This window comes from Cupriavidus sp. KB_39, from assembly GCF_052114485.1.
Classification (GTDB): Bacteria; Pseudomonadota; Gammaproteobacteria; order Burkholderiales; family Burkholderiaceae; genus Cupriavidus.
Genome location: NZ_JBFREV010000002.1, coordinates 32986 through 45409 on the forward strand (window position 1 = coordinate 32986; position 12424 = coordinate 45409).

A 12424-nucleotide genomic window follows, 5' to 3' on the forward strand; every position below is an offset into this window, starting at 1 on the left:
TTCATGAAATGTCTCAACAGTGTTTCATGAAACATGCGGAACGTCATCCTTCCTCTCCCATTCCGTTATGAATCAGTTACTTAGCGAACTCCTCAGGCACTGGCACACCGATTGCACTGAACCCTCCATACGAACACGGAGGAAGCCATGCAGGCGCTAGGACACATCACCGTACTTGACCTGACCCATATGCTCTCGGGCCCGTACGGCACCATGCTGCTGGCCGACCTGGGTGCCCGCACGATCAAGGTGGAGCCCCCCGGCACCGGAGAGGGCACGCGCAAATTGCTGGCGGAGAGCGAGGACTACGCCCGCGACGGGATGGGTGCGTACTTCCTCACGCTGAACCGCAACAAGGAAAGCGTGTGCGTGGACCTGAAGTCCGAGGCAGGCCGGGCGGTGTTTCTGGATCTCGTGCGCAATGCCGACGTTGTCTTCGACAATTTCAGCGCTGGCGTGACGGAGCGGCTGGGTATCGATTACGCATCGCTCTCCAAGGTCAACCCGCGCATCATCACCTGCTCCGTCACCGGCTTCGGCCAGACCGGGCCGGACCGGCAGCAGCCCGCGTTCGACCAGGTGGTGCAGGCCATGGGTGGCGGCATGTCCATCACCGGCATGTCGGATGGCCCGCCGGTACGCAGCGGCATCCCCGTTGGGGATCTGGGCGGCGGGGTATTCGGCGCCATCGGCGTGCTGGCGGCGCTGGCGGCGCGCGAGCAGACCGGGGTGGGCCAGCACGTGGACATCTCGATGCTGGACGCCCAGATCTCGCTGCTGAACTACATGGCGACGATGCACCTGATGTCCGGCCTGGTGCCCGAACGTATCGGCAACAGCCATTTCGTGCACGTGCCGTACAACACCTATCCGACCAGCGACGGCCACATCATCATTGCCTGCATCGGCGACGCGTTCTTCGAACGCTTCCTGAGCGTGATCGATCATCCCGAACTGCGCGCGCCCGAGTACCTGAAGCAGCCGGGCCGCTATGCCGACAAGGCGCGGATCGACGCCATCATCACCAACGAACTGCGCGCCGAGTCGTCGGCCTACTGGCTGGCCCGTTTGCGGCAGGCGCGCATTCCGTGTGGGCCCGTCAACGATTTCGCGCATGCGTTGCGCGAGCCGCAGGTGGAGGCGCGCGACATGATTGTCGAGGTGCCCCTGAAGACCGGCGAGACCGTGCGGATGCCCGGCAATCCGGTGAAGCTTTCCGGGGTGACCACGGCCGCCTATACCTGTCCGCCCGCGCTGGGCGAGCATACGGCCACGGTGCTGCGCGACACGCTGGGCTATGACGACGCACAGATTGCGCGGCTGCGCGAAGCCGGAGCCGTGGCATGAGCGACGCACAGCGCCACGCCACGCCGGACATCGTCATCACTGACGTCGCACCGCGCGACGGGCTGCAGAACCAGGCCGTCGCCATCTCCACCGATGCCAAGGTAGAACTGATCCGCCTGCTGGCGCGTGCCGGCGTACGGAGCGTCGAAGCCACCAGCTTCGTCTCACCGAAGGCCGTGCCGCAGATGGCCGACGCGGCGGACGTGGTCCAGCGCGCTGCGGCGCAGTGCCCAGACCTGCGGCTCTCCACGCTGGTGCCGAATCTCAAGGGCCTGGAACGCGCGCATGGCGCCGGCGCTACCGAGATCGCGGTGGTGCTCTCCGCCACCGAGACGATGAACCAGCGCAACATCAATATGGGGCTGGACGCGGCCACCGATGTCAGCGAACAGACACTGGTGCGGGCGCGCGAACTCGGCCTGCGCACGCGTGCCTATGTGGCGGTCGCGTTCGACTGCCCGTTCGAAGGCCCGGTCGATCTCGATACGGTGTTGCGTCTGGCCTGCCGCATGCGGGACGCCGGCGCGGAAGAGATCGTCATCGCCGACACCATCGGCGCTGCAGCGCCCGCCGCCGTCAAATCGCGCATGGCTACGTTGGCACAAGCACTCGACCCCGGCACGCTGGCCGTGCATCTGCATGACACGCGCGGCCTGGGCGTCGCCAACGCATGGGCCGCGCTGGAGGCTGGCGTGCGCCGCTTCGACGCCAGCGTGGGCGGCATCGGCGGCTGTCCGTTTGCCCCCGGCGCGGCAGGCAACCTGGCCACCGAAGACCTGGTGCTGATGGCCGAGCAGTGCGGCCTGCGTACCGGGATTTCGCTCGACGGACTGCTCGATGCGGTGACATTCGCCGAATCGCTGCTGGATCGGCCCCTTGGCGGCCGCTCCATCGCATGGCTGCGGCGCCAGCAGAACCAACGCGGTAAAAGCGGCACGTAAGGCCGACACGGATGCCGCCGAGCATCCGGTCAGACAAGACCCATATAGGAAGGAGACACCTGATGAAGAACATTCGCTGGATTCGAGGCGTGCTGGGCGCCATGGCCTGTACCGCCGCGCTGGCTTCTGGCCACGCCGCCGCGAAGTGGCCGGAAAAGACCGTCACGCTGGTCGTGCCCTATGCGCCCGGTGGCGGCACCGATATCGTCAGCCGCCTGGTCGCGCAGAAGCTGTCCGAGCGTTGGGGGCAGTCGGTGGTGGTGGACAACCGGCCCGGCGCCAACGGCGTGATCGGCTCCAGTCACGTTCACAAGTCCGCCCCGGACGGCTACACGCTGCTGATGGTGGTGGGCTCGCACGCGATCAATCCCGTGCTGATGAAAAGCCTGCCCTACGACACGGTGCGTGGCTTCTCCCCCATCACACGCCTCGCCATCTCGCCGATGGTGCTGGTGGTATCGAAGTCCAACCCTGCGAAATCGCTGACCGACCTCGTCAGTGCCGCCCGTAGCCAGCCGCTCGGCATCGGTTATTCGGAAGGCCAGACGCGACTGACCGGCGAGCTGCTGCGCCAGGCGGGCAATCTCAAGACCATTCCGGTGTCCTACAAGGGCGGCGCACAGATCATGGTCGATGTCATCGGCGGCCATGTCGGCGCCGGATTCACCAGCGTGCTGACGGCATTGCCCCACGTGCAAAGCGGCAATCTGCGCGTGATCGGCGTGGCGGCGGATCAGCGCATGTCCCTCTTCCCCGATGCGATGACGTTCAAGGAGGCCGGACTCGATGGCGTGGAATCGCTGAACTGGTATGGCCTGTTCGGGCCGGCGGGCATGTCTCCGGCCATCGTGGAACAGATCCATCACGACCTGCAGCAGGTCACGCAGGACCCAGCACTCGCCAAGCAGATGAAAGACCAAGGGGCTACCATCGTCCTGACCCCACCGACGGAGTTTCGCGCCTTCCTCGACAAGGAAACGCGGAAATGGGCCGACGTGGCCAAACGCGGTGGCATCCAGCCCGAATAGGAAAACCCCATGAATCTTGAACTGACCGAAAAGCGCGTACTGATCACCGGCGGCAGCCGCGGCATTGGGCTCGCTTGCGCTCAAGCGTTCCTGCGTGAAGGTGCCAAGGTCGCGATCATCGGACGCAGCGAGGCCAATCTCGCCGCCGCACGGACCGCACTGGTGGCCGATGCGCCGGGCGCCGATCCCTTCACGGTTGCGGCCGACCTCAGTGACGCGGCGCAGGCCGCGCACGCCGTCGACGCCGCAGCCGCCGCACTGGGCGGGATCGACATCCTGGTCACGTCCGCCGGGGGTGCGCGCCGCACCCCGCCTGCGGAGCTGACGCCCCAGTCGTGGCGCGATGCGATGGACGCGAAGTACTTCAGCTACATGCACGTCATCGACCCGGTCATCAAGCGGATGGCCCAGGCCGGCCACGGCGCCATCGTCAATGTCGTCGGCATGGGCGGCAAGGTGGCGAGCCCGACCCATTTGCCTGGCGGCGCCGCCAATGCCGCCCTGATGCTGGCCACGGCAGGGCTGGCCAGCGCGTATGGCCGGTCCGGGGTGCGGGTGAACGCCCTCAACCCGTCAGCCACCCGCACCGAGCGGCTTCAACAGGGCCTGGAAGCCGAAGCGAAGCTGGCTGGCACAACCGTCGACGAGGCCCTCGGCAAGGCCAACGAACGCACCGGGCTCGGGCGGCTTGCCGCGCCCGAAGAGATCGCCGATGCCGTGCTGTTTCTCGCGTCGGCGCGCGCGTCCTACATCTCGGGGGCGATCCTGTCGATCGATGGCGCCACCACGCCCATCGTCGTCTGATCGCACAGAAGCCGTACCCGTGGTTCCGCAGCACCAGATTGCAGATAACAGGCGAATACCGCCGAACTCACTGTTGCATCAGGAGGAGACCCTATGCACCGCCGTACCCTCGTCAAGGCGCTATGCGCCATTGCCGTCGCCACGCCTGCCCTATCTGGCACCAGCGCCTTCGCGCAAGAGTACCCGTCGCGCCCGATCCGGCTGATCGTGCCGTTCGCGCCGGGCGGCGTGTCGGATACCAGCGCGCGCGTCATTGCGGACAGGCTGGGCCAGCGCCTTGGCCAGCAGATCGTGGTCGACAACAAGCCCGGTGCCTCGGGAAATATCGGCAGCGCGATGGCGGCCCAGTCGGCGCCAGATGGCTACACGCTGCTACTCGCTTTCGACGGCACCATCGTCATCAATCCGCATGTCTTTCCGAAAGTGCCGTTCGACCCGGTCAAGGACTTCGTGCCCATCGGCAAGATTGGCGATGCGGCGCTGATCCTGATTACCCACCCGTCCGTACCGGCAAAGAACCTGAAGGAACTCGTCGCGTATTCGCAGACCCGACCCGAAGGGTTGTCATATGGCAGTGCCGGCACCGGCAGCACGCCGCACCTGGCCGGCGAGCTGCTCAAGGCTCGCACCGGCCTGAAGATGACGCACATCCCCTACAAGGGCGGCGGCCAGGCGATGGGGGATCTGGTGGGCGGTACGCTGCCGGTGCTGTACACGGCCGTGGCCGGCGCGCAGCAATACGTGAAAACCGGCAAGGCCACCGCGATTGCAGTCTCCGGCGCGAGCCGCGTATCGACGCTGCCGGATGTGCCAACGCTGGAGGAATCCGGCGTCACAGGCCTGGTCAACGACTCGTGGGTGGGATTGCTGGCCCCCGCCAAGACGCCAAAAGAGATCGTCGACCGACTGTCGAAGGAGTTGAACGTCGTGGTCAACCAGCCTGAGACGCGCGAACGGCTCGCCACGCTGGGCATCGTGCCGGTCGGCAATTCATCGGAGGCGTTTGGCAAGCAGATCCAGGCGGACCTGAAGAAGTACGGCGAGGTCGTCAAGACCGCCAACATCAAGGTCGAGTGAGACGCGGGGCGGCTAGCGGAACCGGAACATCCCCTGCCAGAACGTCTCGAACGCACTGACGGGCTTTTCCGCTTCCGCAGGGGCGGCCTCGGGTGACGGGGCGGCTGCGTCCGCGGCCTTGCGCGACTCGTGCAGCGCCCAGACGCTGTCGGCAATGCGTCCGGCAAGGTCCGCCTCGCAATCCCGGCCCAGTAGCACACCGAACAGAACGTCGCGGGTGTGCCCATCGTCGGCAAAACGCATGGCGATGGCGACCATCTTCTCGTAGTGCTCCTGTGCCGCACGCCTGGCCGCTTCCTGCACCTCGCGCGCCTCGGCTTCCTCGGCCGCATGCTCGGCTTCCCAGCGGCGCGTTTCGCGTTCGAAGACGTCGTCGTAGACCTGTCGCTGCTCGGCATCGGACAGGATCGAATAGGCATCGCGAATCTGCTGGAAGGCGGCATGCGCCTCGGTTTCGCGACCGGGGTTGCGGTCCGGATGCCACTTCATCGCCGCGCGGCGATAGGCGAGCTTGATCTCGTCGAGCGTAGCATCGGACGGTACGCCAAGCGTCGCGTAGAGCGTATTCATGGGGGCGGGGCAGCGCGAAAAACGGAGGCGTCCATCCTAGCATGCCGCACCGCATCAAACCTCGCCGCAGGCCGCCGCCAGATTCATGCGCGTCTGCATGGCCGCCCCGATTCGCTTGAGCGGGTCGGGCGGAATCGGCCTCGTCAGTGTCGTGTCCGAAAAACCCGCGCCAGAAAAAACAAAACCCCGGAAGACCGCGATCTTCCGGGGTTCGCCGCCATTACGATGTAGTGGCGGAGACGGAGGGATTCGAACCCTCGATCCAGGTTTTGGCCCGGATGCTCCCTTAGCAGGGGAGTGCCTTCGACCTCTCGGCCACGTCTCCCAAACTTGCGTTGTGCGAGGGAGGCCGCACAACGAAGCGCGTATTCTAGCGGGGTCGTCTCAACTGGTCAATGACATTTCCATGACCAATCGCGCAAAAAACGCGACACCTACCCCGCCAGACACAACACTCACCAGATCACGCCTGATCCAGCTCGAACACCTTGTGGAGCGCGCGCACGGCCAGCTCCATGTACTTCTCGTCGATCAGCACCGAGATCTTGATTTCCGAGGTGGAGATCATCTGGATGTTGATGCCTTCTTCCGACAGCGTGCGGAACATCTTGCTGGCGATGCCCACGTGCGAGCGCATGCCCACGCCCACTACCGACACCTTCGACACCTTCGGGTCGCCGGACACGCTGGCGGCGCCGATATGGCCCTTCACGCTGTCGGTCAGGATGGTCAGCGCGCGCTGGTACTCGCCGCGCGGCACCGTGAACGTGAAGTCGGTCTTGCCGTCCACGGACTGGTTCTGGATGATCATGTCGACGTCGATATTGGCGTCGGCGATCGGGCCCAGGATCTGGTAGGCGATGCCCGGCTTGTCCGGCACGCCCAGGACGGTGATCTTGGCTTCGTCACGGGCAAAGGCGATGCCGGAGATGACGGCTGCTTCCATGTCAGACTCTTCCTCAAAAGTAATCAGCGTGCCCGAGTGCATTTCCTGCTCGAGCGGCATCAGGGGGTCGGTCAGCGACGAGAGCACGCGCGTCTTCACGCGGTACTTGCCGGCGAACTCCACCGAGCGGATCTGCAGCACCTTCGAACCCAGGCTGGCCATTTCCAGCATTTCCTCGAAGGTGATCTGGTCCAGGCGGCGGGCGTCCTCGACCACACGCGGATCGGTCGTGTACACGCCGTCCACGTCGGTATAGATCAGGCACTCGTCAGCCTCGATGGCGGCGGCGATGGCCACGGCCGAGGTATCGGAGCCACCACGGCCCAGCGTGGTGACGTTGCCGCTGTCGTCGATGCCCTGGAAGCCCGTGATCACGACCACGCGGCCGGCGTCCAGGTCACCCAGGATGCGCTCGTCGTCGATCGACTCGATCCGCGCCTTGGTGTAGGCCGAATCGGTCTTCACCGGCACCTGCCAGCCCGTGTAGCTGACCGCGTTGATGCCTTCGCCGTGCAGCGCGATGGCCAGCAGGGCCACACTGGCCTGCTCGCCAGTGGAGGCCAGCATGTCCAGTTCACGCGGGTCAGGCTGCGCGGAAATTTCCTTGGCAAGGCCCAGCAGGCGATTGGTTTCACCCGACATGGCCGAAGGCACCACGACAACGCGGTGACCGGCGCGGTGCCACTTGGCCACGCGCTTGGCGACATTCTTGATGCGTTCCGTGGAACCCATCGAAGTGCCGCCGTATTTGTGAACGATGAGAGCCATCTTCTTGTCGACGCCAGCGATTGTGCAAAGCCCTTGAAAATACACGATCGCCGGCCGTCAGGCAAGGCTGTGGCGGGGCGCTGCCCCTGCTCCCGATGGGAGCCTAGTCGAGTTCCACCCACTCCACGCGCCAGCGTGGCGCATGGGGCGCATCGGCCGGCCAGCGGCGATGCATGCCGAGCCCGGCTGCCAGCACGACTTGGGCGCCGCTCCACAGCAGCGGCAGCCAGGCGCGCCGCCACGCCGGCACGGCGGCCTCCTGGTAGGCCTGCTTGAGCGCGCGCGCCGGGCCGCCGGGCCGCAGCACGATCCGTTCACCGCCCCGCCGGGCCGCCAGCCGCAGCGGGCCGTGCAGCACCGCTTCCGGCACGCCGAAGGTGTCGTCGCGCGTGAATCGCAATGCACCCCGCCATGCCGGCACCACGATGCGTTCCTCGCCGTGCCAGAGGAATTCGAACGCTGCCGGCGCGGCGTCCGGCACCGCGTGGCAGGCCAGCGCCTTGTCGCGGAAACGCCGCAGCACCAGTCCGTCATGCGCGATGGCGGGCTCGCCGCCGTCACGCTCGATCAGTTGTGCCCGCATCGCGGCCAACCGCGCTGTGGAAGGCGGTTGCGCGCCGAGGTCGCGCAGCCAGTGGCGCAGCACGGCGTCGGCGTGGCCGGAGGGCAAGGCACGCAGGCCGGCCAGATCGAGTTCAGCAAGGGTGTCCGCGTCGCGCCCCGGCGAGACGAGACGGGCCAGCTCACCGGCCGCGAGCCCGTCGAGCATGGCCGCTGCCTGGCCGAAATGCGAGGCGGCCTGGAGCACGTTCTCGACCAGCGCGGGGAAGGCCTCGCGCAGCGCCGGCAGTTGTGCGCGCAGGGCATTGCGGACGAAGCGGGTATCGGCATTTGAAGGATCTTCGATCCACGACAGCCCGTGCGCGGCGCAATAGGCGTCGATCTCGTCGCGCGAGACATCGAGCCAGGGCCGTAGCAGTTGCACGTCGCCCTGCGCGTCCAGCGGCCGCCGCGCGGGCATGCCGGCCATACCAGCCACGCCAGCGCCGCGGAACAGCCGCATCAGCACCGTTTCCACCTGATCGTCGCGATGATGGGCGAACAGCAGCAGCGCGGCGCCGTGCGCCCGGCACATCCGCCCGAGCGCGGCGTAGCGGGCCCGGCGCGCGGCGGCCTCGATGCCCTCGCCCGCCAGCGCCTGCACGGTCACGCGCTCGGTGACCAGCGGCACCTGCGCCTCGCGGCACTGCGTCGCGCAGAAGTGCTCCCAGTCGTCGGCCGGCGCCAGCAGGCCGTGATGGACGTGCAGCGCCACCACGCGCACGGCCGAGGCCAGCGCCGTGCCTTGGGCCACCGCGGCGCGCGTGGCATGGAGCAAGGCCACCGAATCGCGCCCGCCCGAGAGCGCCACGGCCACCGTGACCGGCGCCGCGCCGCCAGAAACAACAAAGGCCGCACCGGCCTGGAGAGCCCGTGCGACCTTGTCGGTCAGGGGTGCGGTCAACGGCACCACACCGGCGCGCCCGTCATTCCTGGGCGCCGGTTTCCTTGAACTTGCCATAGGCCATCAGCCGTTCGTGCCGGCGTGTCTGCAGTTCCTTGACGCTCATGCCCTGGAACTGGCGCAGCGATTCCGCCAGCGAGCGCTTGAGCATCGTCGCCATGTTCTTCGGATCGCGATGCGCGCCGCCCAGCGGCTCGCTCACGATCTTGTCGATCAGGCCCAGCGCCTTCAGGCGGTGCGCGGTCAGGCCCAGTGCCTCGGCGGCTTCCGGTGCCTTCTCGGCGGTCTTCCAGAGGATGGAAGCGCAGCCTTCCGGCGAGATCACCGCATAGGTAGCGAATTGCAGCATCTGCACCACGTCGCCCACGGCAATCGCCAGCGCGCCGCCCGAGCCGCCTTCGCCGATGATCGTGGCGATCAGGGGCACCTTCAGGCCGGCCATCACAAACAGGTTGTGACCGATGGCTTCCGACTGGCCGCGCTCCTCGGCGTCGATGCCCGGGAATGCGCCCGGCGTATCGACGAAGGTGAAGATCGGCAGGCCGAACTTGTCCGCCAGCTCCATCAGGCGCTTGGCCTTGCGGTAGCCCTCGGGCTTGGACATGCCGAAGTTGCGCAGCGCGCGCTCCTTCGTGTCACGGCCCTTCTGGTGGCCAAGCACCATGCACGCCTGGCCATTGAAGCGGGCCAGGCCGCCGACGATGGACAGGTCGTCCGCGAAAGCGCGGTCGCCGTGCAGTTCATGGAAGTCGGTGAAGATCTCCCGCACGTAGTCCAGCGTGTACGGACGCTGCGGATGGCGGGCGATCTGCGCAACCTGCCACGGGGTCAGGTTGGCGTAAATGTCTTTGGTCAGCTGCTGGCTCTTGCCGGCCAGCCGCGAAATCTCTTCGGAAATATCTACAGCCGAGTCATCCTGCACAAAGCGCAGTTCTTCGATTTTTGCCTCGAGCTCGGCAATCGGCTGTTCAAAATCCAGGAAGGTGGTTTTCATAGAAACACGGACCTGTCTGTGAAGGGGCGCATTCTACCGGAAAAAATACCGGTTTCGACCGCCCGATATGTTGATTTTCAAGCACTTATGCGCAAAATCAACGCCGTCACTGCCTGTTGATGGACTGCGTGGTTCCTAGTAAGTCACCGGTAGGGGGTCGAGGCTGCGCCACATGTACCACGTGGCCACCGTGCGCCACGGTTCCCAGTTGGCCGCCACCTCGCGCGCCTCGCTGCGGGTGACGGGTTCGCCACTAAAGTAGTTGGCGGAGATCGCGTTGATCAATCCGACATCATCGAGCGGCAGCACGTTCGGCCGCATCAGATTGAACATCAGGAACATCTCGGCCGTCCAGCGGCCGATGCCGCGGATCTGGATCAACTCGGCGATCACCGCCTCGTCGTCCATCGCTGCCCACTCTTTCACATGGACGCGCCCGGCCTTGAAATGTTCAGCCAGATCGATGATGTATTCGGCTTTGCGGCGAGAAAGGCCACAGGTAGCGAGCTGCTCGGCGCCGGACTTCAGGAACTGGGCCGGCGTGAGCTTCGGACACATCGTGACCAGGCGCTCCCAGACCGACTGCGCGGCCTTCACCGAGATCTGCTGGCCGACGACGGAGCGCGCCAACGTGACGAATGGATCACCGCGCGAGATCAGGTGCGCGGGGCCATACGTCGGAATCATCTTCTTGAGGATGCGATCGCGCTTCATCAGGTCGGCGCAGGCCTCGTCCCAATAGGCGGGACGTACTGCGTCGACGACCGTCTCCACCGGCAGCGGCACCGCCTTGGCTTCGGGCAATGCCGGCTTGGCGGCCTTGCCGGCCGCCTTGGTCGACTTGGTCGCCACCTTGCCGGGCACCTTGGCAGCCGGCTTCCCGGCCACCTTCGGCTTGCGCGCGGCAGCGTTCAAGCACGCCTCCACTCGGTGGCACCGCCTGGCTTGTCCTCGAGCACCACGCCGGCCGCGAGCAGTTCGGCACGAATGCCGTCCGCCTCGGCGAAATTGCGCGCGGCCTTGGCGGCCTTGCGCGCAGCGATGCGCTCCTCGATCTGCTCGGCCGTGGGGCCATCGGCCACCTTGCCGCCCTGCAGGAAGGTATGCGGATCGCGCTCGAGCAGGCCCAGCGTGCCGGCCAGCGACTTGAGCTGGCGCGCCATCTGTGCCGAGCCGGAGCGATTGACCTCGCTGGCGAGGTCAAACAGCACCGCCATCGCGATCGGCGTGTTGAAGTCGTCGTTCATCGCCTCGGCGAAGCGCTTGGCGTGCGGCTCCTCCCAATCGACCGCGCAGCCGCCGGGCTGCGTTTCCTTGAGCGCCGTGTACAGGCGCGTCAGCGCGTGGCGGGCGTCGTCCAGGTGGGCGTCGCTGTAGTTCAGCGGGCTGCGGTAGTGGGCGCGCAGGATGAAGAAGCGCACGACTTCCGGGTCGTAGGCCTTCAGCACCTCGCGGATCGTGAAGAAGTTGCCGAGCGACTTCGACATCTTTTCGTCGTTCACGCGCACGAAGCCGTTATGCATCCACATATTGACGAACGGCTTGCCGCTCGCGCCCTCGGACTGGGCGATTTCGTTCTCGTGGTGCGGGAACTGGAGGTCGGCGCCGCCGCCGTGGATGTCGAAATGCTCGCCCAGCAGCGTGCAGCTCATGGCCGAGCATTCGATATGCCAGCCCGGCCGGCCGCTGCCCCACTTCGAGTCCCATTTGGTCTCGGGCGGCTCGGTCGGCTTGGCGGACTTCCACAGCACGAAGTCGAGCGGGTCCTGCTTGGCGTCGTTGGCGGTCACGCGCTCACCGGCGCGCAGGTCTTCCAGCGACTTGCCGGACAGCTTGCCGTAGCCCTGGAACTTGCGCACCGAGTAGTTCACATCGCCATCGGCCGCCTGGTAGGCCAGGCCGTTGGCCTCGAGCTTCTCGATCAGGTTCAGCATCTGCGGCACGAAGTCGGTGGCGCGGGGCTCGTGATCGGGGCGGATGATGCCCAGCGCGGCGGCATCCTCGTGCATGTACTGGATGAAGCGCGTGGTCAGCTGGCCAATTGTCTCGCCATTCTCGGCCGCCCGGCGGATGATCTTGTCGTCGATGTCCGTGATGTTCTGCACGTACGTCACGTCATAGCCGGCGGCGCGCAGCCAGCGGTGCACCATGTCGAACACCACCATCACGCGCGCGTGGCCGACGTGACAATAGTCGTACACGGTCATGCCGCACACATACATGCGGACCTTGCCCGGTTCGATTGGCACGAAAGGCTGCTTTTCACGCGCGAGCGTGTTGTAGATGTTCAGTTGCTGCATGAAGCGATCGAAGAGTGAAGGAGGACGCACCGGCACCGCGGGACGCCGTTCGGCGGACGCGCACAAGCATGCGGGCCACGGCGTGCGGGCCCCATATCTTACCGGAAGGCCCTGCGGCCTGTGCTGCACGTCCTGCCGCTTTGCT

Annotated in this window: 11 protein-coding genes and 1 tRNA gene; 5 read left to right on the top strand and 7 right to left on the bottom strand. The window is 66.2% G+C overall.

Annotated elements, in window-relative coordinates:
• Positions 1–147 precede the first annotated feature (147 nt).
• From AB4Z27_RS01435 to AB4Z27_RS01455, 5 genes are all read left to right on the top strand, one after another.
• A complete protein-coding gene (locus AB4Z27_RS01435; RefSeq protein WP_092292704.1) occupies positions 148–1347 on the top strand; it encodes a CaiB/BaiF CoA transferase family protein in 1200 nt (399 codons plus the stop codon).
• On the top strand, positions 1344–2288 hold the full coding sequence (locus AB4Z27_RS01440; protein ID WP_441643817.1) for a hydroxymethylglutaryl-CoA lyase: 945 nt from the start codon (positions 1344–1346) through the stop codon (positions 2286–2288). Before AB4Z27_RS01435 ends, AB4Z27_RS01440 begins: the two co-directional genes overlap by 4 nt.
• A 62-nt stretch (positions 2289–2350) precedes the next feature.
• The gene (locus AB4Z27_RS01445; protein ID WP_092292700.1) at positions 2351–3316 is read left to right on the top strand and encodes a Bug family tripartite tricarboxylate transporter substrate binding protein; all 966 of its coding nucleotides are present in this window, start codon (positions 2351–2353) and stop codon (positions 3314–3316) included.
• Positions 3317–3325: 9 nt separating this feature from the next.
• Positions 3326–4120, top strand: coding sequence for an SDR family oxidoreductase (locus AB4Z27_RS01450; protein WP_441592107.1), 795 nt, complete (start codon positions 3326–3328; stop codon positions 4118–4120).
• A 93-nt stretch (positions 4121–4213) separates the two neighbouring features.
• A complete protein-coding gene (locus AB4Z27_RS01455) occupies positions 4214–5197 on the top strand; it encodes a Bug family tripartite tricarboxylate transporter substrate binding protein (RefSeq protein WP_092292696.1) in 984 nt (327 codons plus the stop codon).
• Positions 5198–5209: 12 nt separating this feature from the next.
• Here AB4Z27_RS01455 and AB4Z27_RS01460 read toward each other — a convergent pair whose 3' ends face one another.
• The 7 genes from AB4Z27_RS01460 to cysS all read right to left on the bottom strand — a co-directional run bounded on the left by AB4Z27_RS01460 (position 5210) and on the right by cysS (position 12279).
• Positions 5210–5767, bottom strand: a complete 558-nt coding sequence (locus tag AB4Z27_RS01460) for a J domain-containing protein (RefSeq protein ID WP_092292694.1) — start codon at positions 5765–5767, stop codon at positions 5210–5212.
• Between the two features lie 231 nt (positions 5768–5998).
• Positions 5999–6092: transfer RNA gene (locus AB4Z27_RS01465), tRNA-Ser, on the bottom strand.
• Between the two features lie 138 nt (positions 6093–6230).
• On the bottom strand, positions 6231–7481 hold the full coding sequence (locus AB4Z27_RS01470; protein WP_092292692.1) for an aspartate kinase: 1251 nt from the start codon (positions 7479–7481) through the stop codon (positions 6231–6233).
• Positions 7482–7584: 103 nt separating this feature from the next.
• The gene (gene tilS, locus AB4Z27_RS01475) at positions 7585–9042 is read right to left on the bottom strand and encodes a tRNA lysidine(34) synthetase TilS (RefSeq protein WP_441643818.1); all 1458 of its coding nucleotides are present in this window, start codon (positions 9040–9042) and stop codon (positions 7585–7587) included.
• On the bottom strand, positions 9008–9979 hold the full coding sequence (locus AB4Z27_RS01480) for an acetyl-CoA carboxylase carboxyltransferase subunit alpha (protein WP_441592101.1): 972 nt from the start codon (positions 9977–9979) through the stop codon (positions 9008–9010). The genes tilS and AB4Z27_RS01480 overlap by 35 nt, the downstream gene beginning before the upstream one ends.
• Positions 9980–10114: 135 nt before the next feature.
• Positions 10115–10894: a DNA-3-methyladenine glycosylase family protein gene (locus AB4Z27_RS01485; protein WP_092292688.1), complete on the bottom strand. Its 780-nt coding sequence runs from the start codon at positions 10892–10894 to the stop codon at positions 10115–10117.
• The gene (gene cysS / locus AB4Z27_RS01490) at positions 10891–12279 is read right to left on the bottom strand and encodes a cysteine--tRNA ligase (RefSeq protein WP_092292686.1); all 1389 of its coding nucleotides are present in this window, start codon (positions 12277–12279) and stop codon (positions 10891–10893) included. Before cysS ends, AB4Z27_RS01485 begins: the two co-directional genes overlap by 4 nt.
• Positions 12280–12424 lie beyond the last annotated feature (145 nt).

Bases quoted from the DNA above. Each gene is read 5' to 3' on its own strand.
- AB4Z27_RS01435 (WP_092292704.1), top strand. From the start codon at position 148: ATGCAGGCGCTAGGACACATCACCGTACTTGACCTGACCCATATGCTC.
- AB4Z27_RS01440 (WP_441643817.1), top strand. From the start codon at position 1,344: ATGAGCGACGCACAGCGCCACGCCACGCCGGACATCGTCATCACTGAC.
- AB4Z27_RS01445 (WP_092292700.1), top strand. From the start codon at position 2,351: ATGAAGAACATTCGCTGGATTCGAGGCGTGCTGGGCGCCATGGCCTGT.
- AB4Z27_RS01450 (WP_441592107.1), top strand. From the start codon at position 3,326: ATGAATCTTGAACTGACCGAAAAGCGCGTACTGATCACCGGCGGCAGC.
- AB4Z27_RS01455 (WP_092292696.1), top strand. From the start codon at position 4,214: ATGCACCGCCGTACCCTCGTCAAGGCGCTATGCGCCATTGCCGTCGCC.
- AB4Z27_RS01460 (WP_092292694.1), bottom strand. From the start codon at position 5,767: ATGAATACGCTCTACGCGACGCTTGGCGTACCGTCCGATGCTACGCTC.
- AB4Z27_RS01470 (WP_092292692.1), bottom strand. From the start codon at position 7,481: ATGGCTCTCATCGTTCACAAATACGGCGGCACTTCGATGGGTTCCACG.
- tilS (WP_441643818.1), bottom strand. From the start codon at position 9,042: ATGGCAAGTTCAAGGAAACCGGCGCCCAGGAATGACGGGCGCGCCGGT.
- AB4Z27_RS01480 (WP_441592101.1), bottom strand. From the start codon at position 9,979: ATGAAAACCACCTTCCTGGATTTTGAACAGCCGATTGCCGAGCTCGAG.
- cysS (WP_092292686.1), bottom strand. From the start codon at position 12,279: ATGCAGCAACTGAACATCTACAACACGCTCGCGCGTGAAAAGCAGCCT.